Raw genomic sequence first — 18244 nt, forward strand, 5'->3', positions numbered from 1 at the left:
TGTCAGCGCCCCGTCTCAGCCGGCGCCAGCACCTTCAGCCGCTCAATGGCGCTTTCCACCTTGGGGTCGAGCACCAGCGCCTGGCGGTAGCTCGCGATGGCCGCGGTCTTGTTGCCAGATTTCTCGTAAGCCTCGGCGAGGCTGTCATGCGCATTCGCGCTGTTCGGATATTGCTGGACGTTGAAGGCCAGTAGCGCGATGGCTTCCCGCTTGCGGCCGTCGTGCAGCAGGCCGAGGCCCCAGATGTTGACGATGTCTTCCTTCAGCGCGAACTTGGCCTCGCGGGCGCGCATGGCGCGGTAGGCCGACGTCACCTGGCGATAGCCGGAGTCCTCGAGCATCTGCCTGAAGGCGGGCGGTGGACCCTTGGGGTCATCCAGCTGGAACTTGCGGTTGAGGAGGGTGTGGGCAATGTCGATTGGGGAATTGATCCTGCCATTGGCGAGCACCACGACGGCCCGATCGTTCAACGCGTCGAACGCCACTGCGCTCGAAAAGCCGAAGGTGTTGCCCCCGTGGGCCCAGATTTCCGAACCGTGGCGAAGCCGCACGGTGAGCCAACCAAGGCGAAGGCCGGCTTGGACTTGATCCGGCTTTCTCATGAGGGCAAGTGCCGGGTCCAGCGGCGTGGGTGTCAGTCCGAGCGCAGCGCTGAGCAGCTTCAGAAGCTCATCCGCAGAAGAAAGCAGTCCACCGGCCGGCCTGTAGGCGGCAATGTGGGACATCAGCGGATGAGGGACCGAGCCGACGTAGCCCTGCGGCAGGCGCTGGCGCGAAACGTCATCCAGGAAATGGGTGTCCTGCATGCCCAGCGGTGCGAGGACGCGCGCCTGCATCGACGACTCGTAGGGCCGGCCTTCGCGATTCGCCAGTGCAAAGCCGAGCAGGCTCGGGCCGACGTTGGAATAGCTGAGCTTCGTACCTGGCCTGGAAGCCAGCGAGGAACTTGAGACGAGCGCGTAGAGCTGCGGCACGCCAGGAGCTTGCTTCGCGAACGACTCGAGTGCGTGGGCACCGTCGAAGTCGCGTGGCAGGCCAGACCGGTGCGTGGACAGGTCCACCAGGCGGACTGCCTGGCCGTCTCGCTCCGGCACCGTCACATCAGACGGCAGGTATTTCTGCACCGGGTCGTCGAGTGCGACTTCGCCCTTGACCACCATGTCTGCCAGCAACAGCGACGTGAATACTTTGGTGACCGAGCCGATCTCGAACAGCGTGTGCTCGTCGACTCGCTTCCTGCCGCCGCGCCGGTCCGTGCCGACGCTGTAGAAGCGCCGGCCCTGCCGGTCGATGATGCCCACCACCATGCCCGAGCCGCCGGCGTCGTCGATGCGCGCCTGCAGCAGCGCGGGAATCTCGGCTTCGGGAAGAGGCTCGATGGCGGCAGCACTGCCGAGCGCGAGGGCGCCCGCCAAGGCAAGCGCCTTGGGCAGATATCGAATCATTGGCTGCCGCTCAGGGCTTGTGTGACGAGGCGGCCGGTGCACAGACCGGAGGGCAGCTGCCAGGACCTGAAGCGGCGCTGCAGGCACCACCTGGCCCCGCGTAGCAAGCGCCGCCAGGGCCGGCATACAAGGGTCCACCGGGGCCTGCGTACAACGCGCCGCCAGGCCCTGCTACGCGGGCCACCCGGGCCGGCGTAGCAGGCGCCGCCGGGGTGGGTCGAGCACGTGGCGTCGACCTCGGCGTGGGTCGCACATCCGGCAAGGGCCAGAAGGCTCAGAAGGGTGCAGGCCAGGAGAAGTGATTTCATGGAGTCACAACGCGCGGCCGCGCCTTCTGTCTACGCGTCTTCAATCAAGACGCTGAGCGATTGGCCCCCGGGCTTCACTTGCAGCTGAAGCTCTTCGCGTTGACTTCCCTGACGTTGCCGGCGCCGCAGGTGGTAACGGCGTTCTCGCTCATCTTGGTGATGGCCTGAGAGTCCGCGGGAATCGAGCTGGCCGGCGGCGCGAAGACGCAGGCGCTCAGCAGGGTGGCAGCAGCGAAGGAAACGGCAAAGGCAGCAAAGCGGTTCATTGGAGTTCTCGGGGTCAGGTGTTGAGAGGTGAGCATCGTCGCTGACGCTGGCCGGACGGCCCGCAAGGAAGCGACGGACTGCACAACGCCTGGGACAGGCTGCAGGCCGACCTGACGGCCCATCAAAGCTCCAGCTTCTCGCGCAACAGCTTGGCCTGCCGCCGTGACACCTCGACCTGGTGGCCGTCCTTCAGCGTCACGCGGTAGCCGTCGTTGCTCCAGGGCGCGATGCCCTGGATCCAGCGCAGGTTGATGAGGTGGCTGCGGCTGGCGCGGAAGAAGAGCTGTGGGTCCAGCCGCTCCTCCAGGCTGGTGAGCGTGCGGGCGAGCAGCGGGCGCTGGCCGTCGAACCAGGCCTGGGCGTAGTTGCCGCAGGCCTCGAACCCGGCGATGTCGCCCAGGCGCACGAACCAGCAGCGCTCGCCATCGCGCAGGAAGACCATGTCATCCGCGCCCTTCAGCGCCGATGCCGACGCTGCGGCCGGCGCCGGCCGCAGCCGCTCGCGGGCCTTGGTCAGTGCGGCGGCCAGCCGGTCGGCGTCTATGGGCTTGAGCAGGTAGTCCAGCGCGTTGCGCTCGAAGGCGGCCAGCGCGTGCTGGTCATAGGCGGTGGTGAAGACAACCAGGGGCACGTGCTCCAGCTGGTCCAGCAGGTCGAAGCCGGTGGCGCCGGGCAGCTCCACGTCCAGCAGCAGCAGCTCCGGCTGCAGCGTCTCGATGGCCTCGCGCGCCGGTGCCAGCTCGGCGGCCTCGCCGACGATGTCGGCATCGGGGATGGCGGCCAGCAGTGTGCGCAGCTCCTGGCGGGCCAGCCGCGAGTCTTCGACGATGAAAATCCTCATGCGGCCAGCTCCACGGTGATGTTGACGCGCCCGTCACCAGCGGCGATGCGGCAGTCCGCCCCCGCGCCGCCCGCCCGCGCCAGCCGTTCGCGCAGGTGCACGAGGCCCAGGCCAGTGCTGTTGGGCGCACCGGGCTCGGGCTTCCAGTGGCCCGGGTTGTCGACGGCGATGCGCAGCTTCTCGCCGTGGCGGCCGATGCGCACGTCGACGACACCGCCGCCCGGCGTGCGCGCGATGCCGTGCTTGATGGCGTTCTCCACCAGCAGCTGCAGCAGCATGGGCGGCACGCTGGCGCCGGCCGTGGCGGGGTCGACCTGCCAGTCCACGCGCAGCCTCTCCTCGTGGTGCAGCTGCTCCAGCGCGATGTAGTCGCGCACGACGGCCAGTTCGTCGGCCAGCGGCACGCGCTCCTTGGCGCTGTGCTGCAGCGTGTGCCGCAGCGTGTTGGACAGGCGGCTCAGCATCTCGCGGGCGCGTACCGGGTCTTCGTTGATGAGGGCGCGCAGGTTGTTCAGCGCGTTGAACAGGAAGTGCGGGTTGATCTGGGCACGCAGCACCTGCAGCTCCAGCTCGCGGGCCGCCGTCTCGGCCTTCCATTTGGCGATCTCGCCCAGGCGCCAGCGGGAGACCATGTGCACGCCTCCCCACACGGCCAGCCACAGCCACAGCAGGATGCTGGTGTTGAATGTGTAGACCAACAGGACCAGCCAGTTCCTCGGCATGCCGGGCGGGAACTCCAGCAGGCCCACCAGCACGCCGGCCCGGTTGACGACGAACGCCAGTATCTGCAGCGCGACAGCGAACAGCGGCGGGACCAGCAGCAGGCGCAGCACCATGGCGTGGGGTGGCCGGTCCAGCCAGGCCTGGCGCAAGGCCAGGGCGCGCAAGGCCTCGCTGATCACCCACATGCCCACGCCGACGAAAACCATGACGAAAACCATGGAACCGCTCAGCGGGCCGAAGTTGGCAATCATCACCAGCGAGATGCCGACGTAGCTGCTCCACAGCAGCGCCTGTATCGCACTGCGCTTGCGCGTGTTCATGTCTCCCCCGCTCCTGTTTTTATTTGGCAGCCAGGAAGCCCTTGATCTCGCCCACCAGCCAGTCGGCATCGTCCCACATGAGGAAGTGATAGCCGCGCGGGCTCATGACCACCTTGGTGCCCTTCAGGCCGGCGTACTGCGCTTCGAATGTGGCTTGCGTGCTCGCCAGCGTAGAGCCCATGGACTCGAAAGCTGCCCAGGCGCCCAGCACCAGCGTCGGCGCGGTGATCTTGGGCAGCAGCGGGCGCAGGTCGTCGCCCCACAGCTCGGACATGGCCTGCGCCGTCGTCGCGCGGTCACTGGCCAGGCCCCAGGCGACGACGCGCTCGGCATTGGCCGGGTTGCGGCTCATGCCGCCCGCGCCCTGGCGGGTGCCGGCCTCCCACTGCTCCTGGGTCGCGCCCAGCATCTGCTGGCGCATGCCGGCGGCCACGCCGCGCGCTGCCTCCGGCGTCATGCCGCGGATGCCGGCGAGGAAGGGCAGGCTGTCGACGATGACGAGGCGTTCGATGCGGCCGGGCTTCTCGGCCGCCATCTGCAGGGCCAGCGTGCCGCCCAGGCTGTGGCCGATGACGACAGGCTGTGCCAGCTTGCGGTCGTCCAGGTAGGCCAGCAGGCGGTCGCGCATGCCGTTCATGAAGTTGTCGGTCGTCACCGCCGGCGCGCCCGCGAAGCCGGGCAGCTGCACGATGTGGCATTGCACGCCGGGCTGCAGCGCGGCGCAGGTCTCGGTCCAGACGCTGGCGGCGCTGTTCAGGCCGGGGATCATGACGACGGGCCGGCCCTGGCCGACGACCTCGACGCGCAGATCCCGGAACTCCACCGGCGCGGCCTGGCTGTGGCTGACGTACAGAGCCGTCAGGATGCCGACTGCGGCGCCGAACAGGCCGGCCCAGGAACGCTTGCTGCTGAACATGGTGTCTCCATCTAGGTTGCGATGGAGCGCATGTTGCCCAGCCCGCCCGCCTCCCGCAGCGGCCCGATGACGAGCGGCGAGAAGGGCGGACGAGTGGCGCGCCGACGGGGCAGACGGGCCTGCTTCAGCCCTTATTTGAGGCGTTGGGCCCAGTACACCAGCACCTCGGTGCGCGGCTGGATGTCCGTCTGGCTGTAGGTGTAGGTCGGCACGACATTGATCGCGTCCAGCGTGTTCAGGCCGGAGATGATGCGGCCGAAGACAGCGTAGCCGGGGTTGGTAGCGCTCTGGTAGTCCAGCGAGGTGTTGTCCACCACGTTGAAGAAGAACTGGCTGGTGGCCGAATCGGCGTCGCTGCGGCGGGCCATGGCGATGGTGCCGCGCAGGTTGGACAGGTCGTTGTTGCTCTCCAGCTTGATGGGCGCGTACAGCGGCGTCTTGGTCACCATGCCGCTCGTGTAGCCGCCGCCCTGCACGACGAAGTCGCGGTCGACGCGGTGGATCAGCGTCTTCGTGTAGAAGCCCGCAGCGACGTATTTGTAGAAGTTGGCGACCGTCTGCGGCGCGTAGGTGTCGTAGAGCTCGACCACGATCTCGCCACTGCTCGTCAGCATGCAGACCGTGCCCCAGGTCGACGCCGCCGATGCGGCCAGGCCAGCCGCGCTGCAGGACAGCGTCGGCGCGTTGGGCGTGGGGTTGGGCTGCGGGTACTGCGTTCCGCCGCCCCCGCCACCGCCTCCACCACCGCCACCGTGGTCGTGATAACCGCCGCCGCCACCGCAGGCGGCCAGGGTCAGAGCGAACGACAGGGCGGCAAGACGGCGCAGCATGGCAGGACCCGGGAGTGGCTGGGCCTGCCCAACGGGCCGGCGGCGCATGCCGCCGACACGCTGAATCAAGTGGTTACCGTAAATCCGGCTCAGGTCAGAGCGGGATCACCTTCGCTTCGGTGACCGTCACGTCGACCAGCGGGATGTCCGACGTGTTCGTGGACACCGCCTTGATCTTGTCCACCACGTCCAGACCCAACGTCACTTGGCCGAAGACGGCGTAGCCCGGGTTGGCCGAGTTCTGGTAGTTCAGGCTCGCGTTGTCGACCACGTTGATATAGAACTGGCTGGTCGCGCTGTCGGGCACCGTGGTGCGGGCCATGGCCAGCGTTCCGCGCACATTGGCCAGGCCGTTCATGCTCTCCAGCGCGATGGGGCCGTAGGTGGGCGTCTTGTCCTGCAGCGCGCCCGCGCCATTGCGGGCGACGCCGCCGCCCTGGATGACGAAGCCGTTGATGACGCGGTGGAAGACGGTGCCGTTGTAGAAGCCGTCGTTGACGTACTTCAGGAAGTTGTCCACCGAGAGGGGCGCGTGGGTGCGGTCCAGGCCCAGTTCGATGACGCCCTGGTTGGTCGTGAGGCGCACCTTGTGGGTGACGGTCAGCACGACGGGCGCGGGCGGCGTGGGCGTCGGCGTGGTATCGCCGCCGCCGCCACCACCGCCGCAGGCGGTGAGGGCCAGGGAGGTTGCCAGTGCCAGCAGCGCGCGGCGAGGGATTCGGTTCGTGCTCATCTCAGACTTCAAGGTTGTCAATCAAACGGGTGGTACCAAGTTTGGCGGCGGCCAGGGCCACGAGCGGCTGACCGTCCACGGCGCCACTCAGGTCGTGGCGAGCGCGGAGTGTGACGTAGTCCGGCAACCAGCCGGCGTCGCGCAGCGATTGCATTGCGTCGGCTTCCATAACCGCAAGTTCGCGCTCACCGGCCTGCCAGCGGGCGACCAAGGCCTTGAGCGTGCGCGACAGGCGCAGCGCCTCGGCCTTCTCGGCCTCGCTGAGGTAGCCGTTGCGGGACGACAGTGCCAGACCTTCGTTGCTGCGACGTGTCTCGCCGCCGTAGATCTCGATCGGCAGCGCCATCTGCGCCGTCATGCGGCGCAGCACCATCAGCTGCTGATAGTCCTTCTTGCCGAACACGGCCAGCGTGGGTTGCACGATGTTGAAGAGCTTGAGCACGACGGTGCACACGCCGGTGAAGAAGCCGGGGCGGAAGTGGCCTTCCAGGATGTCGGCCAGCTCGGGCGGCGGCAGCACCTTGTAGCCCTGCGGCTCGGGGTAGAGCTCACGCTCGCTCGGCGCAAAGACGATGTCGCAGCCGGCGCCTTCCAGCAGCTCGCAGTCGCGGGCCAAGGTGCGCGGGTAGGTGTCGAAGTCCTCGTGCGGCGCAAATTGCAGGCGGTTCACGAAGACGCTGGCGACCACTGCGCCCGCCGGGCCGACCAGCTCGCGCGCCTGCCTCACCAGCTGCAGATGGCCGTCGTGCAGGTTGCCCATGGTGGGCACGAAACCGCGCTGGCGGTGGATGGCCAGCGCGTCGCGCAGCTCGGCGATCGTGTGTATCACTTGCATGTCAGAACCCATGCACCTCATTGACCGGGAAGGTCGCGGCCTTCACCTCGTCCACATACCCCTTCACCGCAGCCAGCACGGAGTCCTTGCCCGCCATGAAGTCCTTGACGAAGCGCGGCTTCCTGCCCTGCGTGATGTTCAGCATGTCGTGCAGCACCAGCACCTGGCCCGAGGTGCCCACGCCCGCGCCGATGCCGATGACGGGCACGGGCGATGCGGCGGTGATCTCGGCGGCCAGCGCGGCCGGCACCATCTCGTAGAGCAGCATGGCGGCGCCGGCATCGACCAGTTCCATCGACTCGCGCTTCATGCGCGCCGCACCGGCCTCGTCACGGCCCTGCACCTTGAAGCCGCCCAGCGCGTTCACCGTCTGCGGCGTGAAGCCCAGGTGGGCGCAGACCGGGATGCCGCGCTCGCTGATGAAGCGCACGGTCTCGGCCGTCCAGCCGCCGCCTTCGAGCTTGACCATGTGGGCGCCGGCCTTGACCAGCGCGGCGGCGCTCTTCCAGGCCTCTTCCTTGCTGACGTGATAGCTGTCGAAGGGCAGGTCGGCCACGATCCAGGCCCACTTGTGGCCGCGCGACACGCAGAACGTGTGATAGACCATGTCCTCCAGGCTCACCGGCGCCGTGGAGCCACGGCCCTGCAGCACATTGCCCAGCGAATCGCCGATCAGCAGGATGTCGACGCCGGCCTCGTCCAGCAGCGACGCGAATGCGGCGTCGTAGCAGGTCAGCATCGCGATCTTCTCGCCGCTGGCATGCATCTGCGCCAGCTTCGGCAAGGTCATCGGCTTGCGTTCATTCATGGGGTACCTCGGTGTAAACCCTTGGGGCCCTTGTGGGGCGGGCGCAGTGTAGCGTTCGGGCCTATGACCCTGACCGAGTTGCGCTACATCGTCGCCGTCGCCCGCGAGCGGCATTTCGGCCGCGCGGCCGAGGCCTGCTTCGTGTCGCAGCCGACGCTGTCCGTCGCCATCAAGAAGCTCGAAGAGGAGCTGGACCTGAAGATCTTCGAGCGCGGCGGCAGCGAGGTCAGCGTGACGCTGCTGGGCGACGAGATCGTGCGCCAGGCGCAATCGGTGCTGGACCAGGCCGGCGCCATCAAGGAGATCGCCAAGCGTGGCAAGGACCCGCTGGCCGGCGCACTGCGGCTGGGCATCATCTACACGATCGGCCCTTATCTGCTGCCCGAGCTGGTCAAGCACACCATCGCGCAGTACCCGCAGATGCCGCTGATGCTGCAGGAGAACTTCACCGTGAAGCTGCTGGAGATGCTGCGCACCGGCGAGCTGGACTGCGCCATCATGGCCGAGCCCTTCCCCGACGCCGGCCTGGCCACGGCCCAGCTCTACGACGAGCCCTTCGTCGTCGCGCTCCCCGCTGCCCACCCGCTGGCCACGCGCGAGTCCATCAGCGCCGAGGAACTCAAACGCGAGACCATGCTGCTGCTCGGCACCGGCCACTGCTTTCGCGACCATGTGCTGGAGGTCTGCCCGGAGTACGCGCGCTTCTCGAGCGACGCCGAGGGCATCCGCCGCAGCTTCGAAGGCTCGTCGCTCGAGACCATCAAGCACATGGTCGCCTCGGGCATGGGCGTGACGGTCGTGCCGCGGCTGTCGATGCTGGCCGACTCGTCCCCGCACCTGCGCTTCGTGCCCTTCAGCGAGCCGGTGCCGACGCGCCGCGTCGTGCTGGCGTGGCGGCGCAGCTTCACGCGCTACGAGGCCATCGCGGCACTGCGCAATGCCATCTATGCCTGCCAGTTGGACGGCGTGGCGCGCTTGTCGCAATAAGCGCCAAGCCACATTGCTGCGCTGCACAATGCACCGAACTTCGCAACTCCAGCGCCCCAGGCGCCTCCTGCCATGAGCCACCTTCCTGTCGACCCCACGGCCGGGGCCATCCATTTCGTTGGCGGTGAGAAGGGCGGCGTCGGCAAGTCGCTCGTGTCGCGGCTGCTGGCGCAGTACATGATCGACCGCGGCATCCCCTTCACCGGCTTCGACACCGACCGCTCCCACGGCGCGCTGCTGCGCTTCTATGCCGACTACGCCTCGCCCGCGCTGGTCGACAACTTCGCGGCGCTGGACGCCATCGTCGAGAGCGCCGTGGCCGAGCCGGGCCGGCGCGTGCTGGTGGACCTGGCCGCGCAGACGCACGAGGCGCTGGCGCGCTGGATGGACGAGTCCGGCGTGCTGGACCTGGCCGCCGAATCCGGCGTGGCGGTGAACTACTGGCATGTGATGGACGCCGGCCGCGACTCGGTCGACCTGCTCACCCGCCTGCTCGACCGCTTTGGCGACCGGCTGCGCTATGTGCTGGTGCTCAACCAGCTGCGCGGCGACGACTTTTCGCAGCTGGAGCGCTCCGGCCAGCTCGCCCGCGCTCAGGCCCTGGGCGCCCGGACGCTGCCGCTCAAGCACCTGCAGGACGCGGTGCTGCGCAAGATCGACGCGGCGAACGCAAGCTTCTGGTCGGCCCGCACCGCCTCCAGCGGCGAAGGCGCCAAGCTGGGCCTGCTGGAGCGCCAGCGCCTGCGCGTGTGGCTGGCGCAGGTCGAGAGCGAGTTCGAGCGCTTGGGCGTGTAGGCCCGCCCGCTGAATCCGTTAGGCTCGCCGCCAACTTATTTTTGGAGCCCCCATGGCCAAGAAACCCCCCATCGCCTCTCCCTCCATCAGCATCGGCATCAGCGACAAGGACCGCGCGGCAATAGTCGCCGGCCTGTCCAGGCTGCTGGCCGAGACCTACACGCTGTACCTGACCACGCACAACTTCCACTGGAACGTCGTCGGGCCGATGTTCAACACGCTGCACACGATGTTCATGGCCCAGTACACCGAGCTGTGGACGGCCGTGGACCCGATCGCCGAGCGCATCCGCTCGCTGGGCCACCCGGCACCGGGCAGCTACGCCCAGTTCGCCAAGCTCAGCGGCCTGCCGGACGCACCCGCCGAGCCGCCCAAGGCGCTGGAGATGGTGCGCATCCTGAAAGAGGGCCACGAGGCGGTTGCACGCACCGCGCGCCAGCTCTTCCCCACCGTCGACAAGGCCAGCGACGAGCCCACGGCCGATCTGCTGACGCAGCGGATCACCGTGCATGAACAGACCGCGTGGATGCTGCGCAGCCTGCTGGAGGAGTGAGAGAGGCTGCCCGGCCCCGCCGCGGCCGCCTGCGCGCGGCGCTGCTGCTGGGCCTGAGAGCGGCCGTCTGGGCGGCGCTCGCGCTGCTGGCCGCCTGCCTGCTGGCACTGGCGCTGGCGGTGCAGGGGTCGCCGCGCTGGCCGGCGCCGGCGGGGGTGTCGCCGGCAGACGTTGCGCAGGCCCGCAGCTTCCTGCATCGCAACGACCCGCGCCGGCCGGCGCCCGGCCCGGTGCGCACGCTGATCGCGTCCGAGCGGGAGGCCAACCTCATGCTGGACCAGGTGGCCCGCCGCTTCGCCCCAGGTGCGTCGGCGGCGCTGAGGCTTGGCAGCGGCAGCGCCCGCTTGCAGGCCAGCCTGCCCGTGCCGCGCAGCCCCGTCGCCGCCTGGCTGAACATCACCGCCACGCTGCGCGAGACCGCCGGGCTGCCTGCCGTCGACGATTTGCGGGTGGGCCGGCTGCCGGTGCCGGCCTGGCTGGCTGCATGGCTGCTGCCGCGCCTGGTCGAGCGCCTGAACGCCACCCCCGAGGCGGCGCTGGCGCTGGACATGGTGCGGCGCGTGCGCCTGACGCCAGCGCGGCTGGAGGTCGTCTACGCATGGGGCGACGACGGCCTGCAGCGCCTGCTCGGCACCGTGCTGCCGCCAGCAGAACAGGCGCGCCTGACAGCCTATGCCCAGGCCTTGTCCGGTGCCTTGCAGGCGCATGTCTCGACCGGCGGCGGCGCCGCCCTGCCACTGGAACGCCTGCTGCCGCCGCTGTTCACCCTCGCCGGCCAGCGCAGCAGCGGCGGCGGCGATGCGATCGCGGAAAACCGTGCGGCGCTGTTGACGCTGGCGCTGCAGGCCACCGGGCGCCGGATGTCCGACCTCGTGCCGGCCATCCAGGCGGCACCCCAGCCGGCGCACGTGACGGTGACGCTGGCCGGCCGAGACGACTTCGCCCAGCACTTCCTCATCTCCGCCGTGCTGGCGCTGGAGGGCGGCGGGCCGCTGGCGGACGCCATCGGCGTGTACAAGGAAACGGCCGATCTGCGCGACGGCAGCGGCTTCAGCTTCAATGACATCGCCGCCGACCGTGCCGGCACGCGCCTGGGGCTACTGGCCAGGCGTGACCCGCGGGCGCTGCAGGAGCGGCTGGCGCGCGGCGCGCGCGCCAGCGACTTGATGCCCGACGTGGCCGACCTGCCGGAATTCCTCAGCGCCAGCGATTTCATCGCGACCTACGGCGGCGTGGATGCGCCGCCCTACCGCCGCATGCTGGCCGACATCGAGCGCCGGCTGGACGCGCTGCCGCTGCTGCGTGCGCCCTGAGCGTTCGCGCTGATGTCGATTTTTCGACCCTTGCTGTGCGCGCCGAGCGCGTTCGCCCCGTCGCCCCGCAGGCAGCGCCTCGCGCTGCCTAGTCTGCGTGCGGGACCGAGGGCTTCGTGACGCTGATGCAACAGATCAGCAGCGGTGACTACGCCGGCAAGCGCGTGCGGCTGACCGCCCAGGTGCGCGGCGACCGGCTCGCGGCCCGGCGGACCTGTGGATGCTTGCCGACGGCGGCCAGCGCCCCGGCACCGCCTTCGACAACATGAACGACCGGCCTCTGCGCGGCAGCTTCGGCTGCCAGCCGGCCTAGGTCGTGCTGGACATCCCGGCCGACCCACCCGGCCTAGCCATCTGACGCCGCCTTGAGCCCGCTCAGCCACCGCTTGAGCAGCGAGCTGGCCCAGGTCTTGACCGACGGCCTGGGCCTGGCCCAGCTTGCGCCAGCGGGCACGCGCCTCGTCTCGTCACGGCCTATGCCGAGCATGCGCTGGCCGCCTTCGAGCGCACCGCGGCTCGGTCGTCAACGCGCTGGCCGTCGAGCGCATCGAGCGCCGCGACGACGGTGAGTTGTGGGTGCATCTGCGCGGCCTGGCTCAGGCGCTGCCCGTCAGCCGCGCGCACCGTGCGCGCTTCAAGGGCATGTAAACACCGGTTATCGCGGGATCGCGCAACACACTCGCGCCCACACTGCGCAAGCCATGTCAGACCTGCCCTTCACCGACCGGCTCTGGGCCCAGCTCAGGCCCGGCGTCAACTTCAACGAGGCCATCCGCGGCGCGATGCCGGCGCAGGCGCGCATCCTGGAGATCGGCCCGGGCGCCGCGCCGCTGTTCCGCCGCCGCGACTTCCCCAATCTGAAGGTGTCGGACTGCTGCGACACCGCTGAACTGCGCCGTCAGCTGCAGTCGGCCTACAAGCTCGATGAGCTGCCGCCCGACCTGTTCGACGACATCGACTACGTCTGCGCCGACAGCCGTCTGGCCGCCCAGGTGCCGGCCGGCCAGCAGTTCGACCTGATCTTCAGCTCGCACAACATCGAGCACCAGCCCAACCTGCTGGAGCATCTGCGCAGCCTGCAGGCCCTGCTCGGCCCGGACGGCGTGGCCGCCTTCGTCATACCGCACAAGCAGCGCACTTTCGACGTCTTCCGCCATACGACGACCACCAGCGACGTGCTGATGACCCAGTTCGGCCCGCCCGGCTGGAAGACCACCCAGCTCGCCTTCGACGCCGACAGCCACTGCGCCATCGCGCCGCCCGGCAGTCAGCATCTGTTCGGTGCGCAGGATGCCATGGCCCTGGGCGACCTGCGCCTGGCCTTTGACCGCTTCCAGGCGAGGCTGCGTGGCGAACCGGTCGACCTGGCCTATCTGCACCACCACGTCTTCACGCCGGCCTCGCTGCAGATCATCCTGGCCGAGCTCTACCTGCTGGGTCTGTGTGACCTGCTGGCCTGCCTGTGCTCCGCGGCCGTGAGCAACAGCTTCATCATCGTGCTGCAGGCGGCGCCGCGCTCGAGCGACCCCCACGAGGTCGCCGCACTGGAAGCGCACCTGCAGGCGCTGCGGCTGGAGCACTACCGCAAGCTGGCGTTCCAGGGGGGATGAGCTGGGAGTCTGCGCGGAAGCGCGTGGCGCCCGCGCCGGGGCGATTTGCGGGGTCAGGCCAGGCGCCGGCGAGGCGTGGGTGGGGCACCCACAACGAGCCGGCAACGCCGCATGGCCCCGCAAATCGTCCCGGCCCTTCGGGTTGGGCCTGGCTGGGGGCGCATGCGGCGTTGCTCGTCGTTGCGGGCATGAGCCCGCGGCCTCCTCGCGCCTTGCCTGCACCCCCAGCCAGGCCCAACGCGGGTGCCACGCGCTGCCGCGCAGACTCCAAGGACCGGCAACGATAATCGCCGGTTAGCCCCTGTCCAGCGTTCCTCCATGTCCGAATCCACCGCCAGCCGCATCGAGACCGAGGTCCGTCGCCGCCGCACCTTCGCCATCATCAGCCACCCCGACGCCGGCAAGACCACGCTGACCGAGAAGCTGCTGCTGTTCTCCGGCGCAATCCAGATTGCCGGGTCGGTGAAGGCCCGCAAGGCGACGCGGCATGCGACGTCGGACTGGATGGAGATCGAGAAGCAGCGCGGCATCTCGGTGGCGTCTTCCGTCATGCAGATGGAATACCGCGACTGCGTCATCAACCTGCTCGACACCCCGGGCCACCAGGACTTCTCGGAAGACACCTACCGCGTGCTGACCGCCGTGGACGCGGCGCTGATGGTCATCGACGCCGCCAACGGTGTGGAGCCGCAGACCCGTCGCCTGCTGCAGGTCTGCCGCGCCCGCAACACGCCCATCCTGACCTTCGTCAACAAGATGGACCGCGAGGTCAAGGACCCGCTGGCGCTGATGGACGAAATCGAACAGGAGCTGGGCATGACGGTCGTGCCCTTCACCTGGCCGGTCGGCATGGGCAAGCAGTTCCACGGCGTGATGGACCTGCGCCAGCAGCGCATGCGCGTGTTCGCCCCCGGCGAGGACCGCGCCGCCGGCACCGAGGAGGTGCTGGAAGGGCTGGACAACCCGGCCTATGCCGAGCGCTTCGGCATGCAGTACGAGCAGGCCCAGGGCGAGATCGAGTTGGTGCGCGACGCCGCGCCCGAGTTCGTGCACGACGACTTCCTCACCGGCAAGCAGACGCCGATGTTCTTCGGCTCGGCCGTCAACAACTTCGGCGTGCAGGAGGTGCTAGACGCCCTCGTCGAGCTGGCGCCGCCGCCCGATTCACGCCAGGCCATGCAGCGCACCGTGCAGCCAGCCGAGCCGAAGTTCACGGGTGTCGTCTTCAAGATCCAGGCCAACATGGACCCGGCCCACCGCGACCGCATCGCCTTCGTGCGCGTGGCCTCGGGCCGCTTCGAGCGCGGCATGAACCTGAAGGTGGTGCGCTCCGGCAAGAGCCTGCGCCCCAACAGCGTGGTGACCTTCATGAGCCAGAAGCGTGAGCTGCTGGACGAAGCGTTTGCCGGCGACATCATCGGCATCCCCAACCACGGCGTGCTGCAGCTCGGCGACACCATCACCGAGGGCGAGGCGCTGCAATACACCGGTCTGCCCTTCTTCGCGCCCGAGATGTTTCGCGCCGTCGAAGTGGCCGACCCGCTGAAGACCAAGCAGCTGCGCGCCGGGCTGACGCAGCTGGGCGAGGAGGGCGCCATCCAGGTCTTCCGTCCCATCGCCGGCAGCGTGCTGCTGCTGGGCGCCGTGGGCCAGCTGCAGTTCGAGGTGGTCGCCCACCGGCTGGAGCACGAGTACGGCTGCAAGGCGCGCATCATGCCCAGCCGCTTCCAGGTGGCACGCTGGGTCACCTGCGCGCCGGAGGACGGCGGCGACAAGGAGCTCAAGCGCTTCATCGACGCCAACGACCACCGCATGGCCTACGACGCCGTCGACGCGCCGACGGTGCTGGTGGAATACGCGCCCGAGCTGCGCGCCATCGAGGCCAACTGGCCCAAGATCAAGTTCCACGCGCTGCGCGAGCACGCCGGCCTGGTGTTCCAGCAAAGGCTGGACGGCTGAGGCCGGCTCGCCTGCTTCAGCAGGACGACTTGAGCCAGCGGCCGGTGGCCAACATGCGCTGCTCCATCTCGGTGGCGCTGAGCGCTTCGCCGGTGCGGCCGTCCACCGCGTTGCCACGGCCATTGAGCTCGAAGCGGTAGCTGGTGGCGCCGTAGGTCGCCGAGAACTTGCCCTGCGTCAGCCCGCCGCCGCTGGTGCGGCAGGCGTAGCTGCCGGACGCGGCGCTCGCGTCCAGCTTGTCCGCGTTGACCTCGCATTTCCAGGGGCCTGAGTCGCCGAGCGACTTCTCCAGATAGCTCGCCAGATCGATGCGTGACTGCTGCGGTGTCAGGCAGGCCTGCTTCTCGGCGCCTTGCTGGCGGTCGAACTCCGCCTTCTGCGCGTCGGTCAGGCCGCTGCGCACCTTGGCCCGCAACGCCTGCAGGCCGGGCGTCATCGACTTGCCGTTGATCCAGATCTCGCTGTCGGAGGCCCAGAGGCCGGGGTTGACCTGGATGACCGGTGCGGCGCCGCAGCCGCCGGCAGCCAGGGACAGCGCGGCCAGCAGCGTGGCGGGTCGAACGGGATGGGGGTGATCCATGGGATGTCGTGGCCCTCAGGCCGGGCGAAAAAGGCGCGCATTGCAGCAGTTCGCGCGCGGTCGCAACATCCCTTGATTGCAAATCGGGCCGCAAAATCGGTGGCAGCACGCCCATCTCAGCCCACGATGCCAACGCCATCCAACCGACCCTGCCCTTCCTGCGGTGATGCCATGCAGGTGCATGTGCTACCCGGCCAATACAGCGGCACCGTGGAGATCGATCTCTGCTTTGGCTGCCAGGGCCTGTGGTTCGACCATCTGGAGAACCTCAAGCTGGCGCCCGCGGCCGTCGCGACGATGTTCAAGGAGATGCACCGCCACCGCGACGCCCGGCATCAGCCGCTGGCCGAGCGCCTGCGCTGCCCGCAGTGCCGCACGCAGCTTGTGCAGGGCTTCGACATCGTGCGCAGCGGCCGCTTCATCACGCACCGCTGCGAGAGCCGGCACGGGCGCTTCAGCAGCTTTGCGTCCTTCATGATCGAGAAGGGCTTCGTGCGCCAGCTCACCCGGCCCGAGATTGCCGACATTGCCGCCAAGGTCGGCGTCATCAGCTGCAGCAGCTGCGGCGCGCCGGTGGACCTGCGCAAGGAAGACGCCTGCTCGCACTGCCGCTCGGCGCTGTCGCTGCTGGACCCGCAGGCCGTCGAGAAGGCGCTGCACAGCTATGCCACCGCGCCCGCCGCGCGGGCAGCCAGCCAACCCGCCGATCTCGCCGATGCGCTCGTCGCCCTGGCCAGGGAGCGCTCGCGCCAGCAGCGTGAGAACGGCCGCCTGGTCGCACCCGTGGGCGGCATCTTCGCGGTGGACCTGTTGAGCGTCGGCCTGGGTCTTGTCGCCGGCCTGTTGGACGACTAGCGGAGCTTCTTCGCATAGTGGTCGCGCACGTGCTGGCTGATGTAGGTTGACAGCCCCTCGCCGGCGCGGGCCAGGCGCTTCATCTGCGTGACATGGGCGCGGCCCGGGCGCTCAAGGTCGTAGACGTAGACCGAGCCATCGACGAATTGCACGGCGATGCCGCGCGGGCCCGTGGCGTAGGCAACCACGCCGGACTCGCCGTTGCGGTGGGCATAGCGCTGCATCTTCATCACCCGTCGAATGGCAAGCGGCATGCCGGGGTTATCCCATGGACATGGGCACGCAAAGCCGCCCGCGCTGCGATGATGCGGGCCCGTTTTCCAGCCTTCCGCCTCCGATGAGCAAGCGCCTTCTTCCCCTGGTCATCGCCCTGGCCGCGACCGCCGCCCAGGCTCAATCCCCGCAGCTCGAAACCGTCGTCGACGGCCTCAAGACGCCATGGGCGGTGGCTTTCCTGCCCGGCGGCGAGTTCCTCGTCACCGAGCGCGACGGCACGATGCGCACCGCCAAGGCCGGCGGCAAGCCCAGCGCGCCCATCCAGGGCCTGCCGGCCGTGGACAACGCCGGCCAGGGCGGCCTGCTGGACGTGCAGCTGGACAGCGGCTTCGCCAGCAACCGCACGATCTACTTCTGCTATGCCGAGCCGAGCGCCGACAAGAAGACCAACAGCACCGCGCTGGCCAGCGCCAAGCTCAGCGCCGACCTCAAGCGCGTGACCGACGTGAAGGTCATCTTCAGCCAGCAGCCCAAGATGGACAGCAAGCTGCACTTCGGTTGCCGCATCGTCGAGGCGCCGGACGGCAAGCTCTTCCTTAGCCTGGGCGAGCGCTACAAGGGCATGCAGAGCGCGCAGACGCTGGACAACCACCTCGGCAAGATCGTGCGCGTGGGCAAGGACGGCAGCGTGCCGGCCGACAACCCGTTCGTGAAGACCGCGGGCGCCTTGCCGGAGATCTGGAGCTACGGCCATCGCAACTCCCAGGGCATGACGCTGGACGAGAAGGGCCGGCTCTGGCAGACCGAGCACGGCCCGCAGGGCGGCGACGAGCTCAACCTCATCACGCCGAAGCTGAACTACGGCTGGCCGGTCATCACCTATGGCGAGAACTACGGCGGCGGCAAGATCGGCGAGGGCATCGCGGCCAAGGCCGGCATGGAGCAGCCGGTCGTCAAGTGGGTGCCGTCGATTGCGCTGTCCGGCTTGGTCAAGCTCAAGAGCGCCAAGTACGGCGCGGCTTGGCAGGGCAGCTTCTTCAACGGCTCGCTGAAGTTCGGCTATCTGGAGCGGGTGAAGCTGGGGGCCGATGACCGGGTGGTGGAGCAGGAGAAGCTGTTTGCGGATGCGGGGCGCATGCGGGATGTGAGGGAAGGGCCGGATGGGCTGCTTTATCTTGTGTTGGAGGGGCATGGGCGGGTGGTGCGGGTGGTGCCGGCTGCGCGGTGAGTTGCAGAGCTTTTTGTGAGCTTGTCCAACTGCTGGTTGCTGGCTAGGCCCAGCCGGGGGTTCGTCCCGGCGGCCGACTCACTTTTTGCGCCGCCAAAAAGTAAGCAAAAAGCTCTCCCCTG

20 protein-coding genes are annotated in these 18244 nt (G+C 68.9%); 9 read left to right on the top strand and 11 right to left on the bottom strand.

Features of this window, described 5'->3' with window-relative positions; genetic code table 11:
- Window positions 1-2: 2 nt before the first annotated feature.
- From AC0IZJ_RS19565 to panB, 9 genes are all read right to left on the bottom strand, one after another.
- A complete protein-coding gene (locus tag AC0IZJ_RS19565; protein WP_471852992.1) occupies window positions 3-1445 on the bottom strand; it encodes a serine hydrolase in 1443 nt (480 codons plus the stop codon).
- A gap of 382 nt (window positions 1446-1827) precedes the next feature.
- Entirely contained in the window at window positions 1828-2019 is a 192-nt protein-coding gene (locus AC0IZJ_RS19570; protein WP_471852994.1) for a hypothetical protein, read from the bottom strand.
- A 122-nt stretch (window positions 2020-2141) separates the two neighbouring features.
- Entirely contained in the window at window positions 2142-2861 is a 720-nt protein-coding gene (locus AC0IZJ_RS19575; protein WP_471852995.1) for a LytR/AlgR family response regulator transcription factor, read from the bottom strand.
- On the bottom strand, window positions 2858-3904 hold the full coding sequence (locus AC0IZJ_RS19580) for a sensor histidine kinase (protein ID WP_471852996.1): 1047 nt from the start codon (window positions 3902-3904) through the stop codon (window positions 2858-2860). The genes AC0IZJ_RS19575 and AC0IZJ_RS19580 overlap by 4 nt, the downstream gene beginning before the upstream one ends.
- 19 nt (window positions 3905-3923) lie before the next feature.
- Window positions 3924-4820, bottom strand: a complete 897-nt coding sequence (locus tag AC0IZJ_RS19585) for an alpha/beta fold hydrolase (protein ID WP_471852997.1) — start codon at window positions 4818-4820, stop codon at window positions 3924-3926.
- A 131-nt stretch (window positions 4821-4951) separates the two neighbouring features.
- The gene (locus AC0IZJ_RS19590) at window positions 4952-5650 is read right to left on the bottom strand and encodes a peptidylprolyl isomerase (protein WP_471852998.1); all 699 of its coding nucleotides are present in this window, start codon (window positions 5648-5650) and stop codon (window positions 4952-4954) included.
- Window positions 5651-5744: 94 nt separating this feature from the next.
- Window positions 5745-6383, bottom strand: coding sequence for a peptidylprolyl isomerase (locus tag AC0IZJ_RS19595; protein ID WP_471852999.1), 639 nt, complete (start codon window positions 6381-6383; stop codon window positions 5745-5747).
- A gap of 1 nt (window position 6384) precedes the next feature.
- A complete protein-coding gene (gene panC / locus AC0IZJ_RS19600) occupies window positions 6385-7218 on the bottom strand; it encodes a pantoate--beta-alanine ligase (protein WP_471853000.1) in 834 nt (277 codons plus the stop codon).
- A gap of 1 nt (window position 7219) precedes the next feature.
- On the bottom strand, window positions 7220-8026 hold the full coding sequence (gene panB, locus AC0IZJ_RS19605) for a 3-methyl-2-oxobutanoate hydroxymethyltransferase (protein ID WP_471853001.1): 807 nt from the start codon (window positions 8024-8026) through the stop codon (window positions 7220-7222).
- 63 nt (window positions 8027-8089) lie between these two features.
- Between panB and AC0IZJ_RS19610 the strand changes: the two genes are divergently transcribed.
- From AC0IZJ_RS19610 to AC0IZJ_RS19640, 7 genes are all read left to right on the top strand, one after another.
- On the top strand, window positions 8090-9013 hold the full coding sequence (locus tag AC0IZJ_RS19610; protein WP_471853003.1) for a hydrogen peroxide-inducible genes activator: 924 nt from the start codon (window positions 8090-8092) through the stop codon (window positions 9011-9013).
- A 72-nt stretch (window positions 9014-9085) separates the two neighbouring features.
- Window positions 9086-9808 carry a P-loop NTPase family protein gene (locus AC0IZJ_RS19615; RefSeq protein WP_471853005.1) on the top strand — a complete coding sequence of 241 codons (723 nt, stop codon included), beginning with the start codon at window positions 9086-9088 and terminating at the stop codon, window positions 9806-9808.
- Window positions 9809-9860: 52 nt separating this feature from the next.
- Window positions 9861-10361 carry a Dps family protein gene (locus AC0IZJ_RS19620; protein ID WP_471853007.1) on the top strand — a complete coding sequence of 167 codons (501 nt, stop codon included), beginning with the start codon at window positions 9861-9863 and terminating at the stop codon, window positions 10359-10361.
- Window positions 10358-11674 carry a hypothetical protein gene (locus AC0IZJ_RS19625; RefSeq protein WP_471853009.1) on the top strand — a complete coding sequence of 439 codons (1317 nt, stop codon included), beginning with the start codon at window positions 10358-10360 and terminating at the stop codon, window positions 11672-11674. The genes AC0IZJ_RS19620 and AC0IZJ_RS19625 overlap by 4 nt, the downstream gene beginning before the upstream one ends.
- A gap of 438 nt (window positions 11675-12112) precedes the next feature.
- Window positions 12113-12322, top strand: coding sequence for a LytTR family DNA-binding domain-containing protein (locus tag AC0IZJ_RS19630; RefSeq protein WP_471853010.1), 210 nt, complete (start codon window positions 12113-12115; stop codon window positions 12320-12322).
- Between the two features lie 53 nt (window positions 12323-12375).
- Window positions 12376-13284 carry a class I SAM-dependent methyltransferase gene (locus AC0IZJ_RS19635; protein ID WP_471853011.1) on the top strand — a complete coding sequence of 303 codons (909 nt, stop codon included), beginning with the start codon at window positions 12376-12378 and terminating at the stop codon, window positions 13282-13284.
- A gap of 318 nt (window positions 13285-13602) precedes the next feature.
- On the top strand, window positions 13603-15243 hold the full coding sequence (locus AC0IZJ_RS19640) for a peptide chain release factor 3 (RefSeq protein WP_471853012.1): 1641 nt from the start codon (window positions 13603-13605) through the stop codon (window positions 15241-15243).
- A gap of 16 nt (window positions 15244-15259) precedes the next feature.
- Here the strand turns inward: AC0IZJ_RS19640 and AC0IZJ_RS19645 are convergent, their stop codons facing one another.
- On the bottom strand, window positions 15260-15823 hold the full coding sequence (locus AC0IZJ_RS19645) for a DUF3617 domain-containing protein (RefSeq protein WP_471853013.1): 564 nt from the start codon (window positions 15821-15823) through the stop codon (window positions 15260-15262).
- 126 nt (window positions 15824-15949) lie between these two features.
- Here AC0IZJ_RS19645 and AC0IZJ_RS19650 point away from each other — a divergent pair, with 126 nt between their 5' ends.
- Window positions 15950-16678, top strand: coding sequence for a zf-TFIIB domain-containing protein (locus AC0IZJ_RS19650; RefSeq protein ID WP_471853014.1), 729 nt, complete (start codon window positions 15950-15952; stop codon window positions 16676-16678).
- Here AC0IZJ_RS19650 and AC0IZJ_RS19655 read toward each other — a convergent pair.
- Window positions 16675-16932, bottom strand: a complete 258-nt coding sequence (locus AC0IZJ_RS19655) for a hypothetical protein (RefSeq protein ID WP_471853015.1) — start codon at window positions 16930-16932, stop codon at window positions 16675-16677. The two genes, AC0IZJ_RS19650 and AC0IZJ_RS19655, sit on opposite strands and share 4 nt — an antisense overlap.
- A gap of 83 nt (window positions 16933-17015) precedes the next feature.
- Here AC0IZJ_RS19655 and AC0IZJ_RS19660 point away from each other — a divergent pair, with 83 nt between their 5' ends.
- On the top strand, window positions 17016-18122 hold the full coding sequence (locus AC0IZJ_RS19660; protein WP_471853016.1) for a PQQ-dependent sugar dehydrogenase: 1107 nt from the start codon (window positions 17016-17018) through the stop codon (window positions 18120-18122).
- Window positions 18123-18244 lie beyond the last annotated feature (122 nt).

The sequence above is a fragment of the Roseateles sp. AC306 genome, assembly GCF_979253795.1.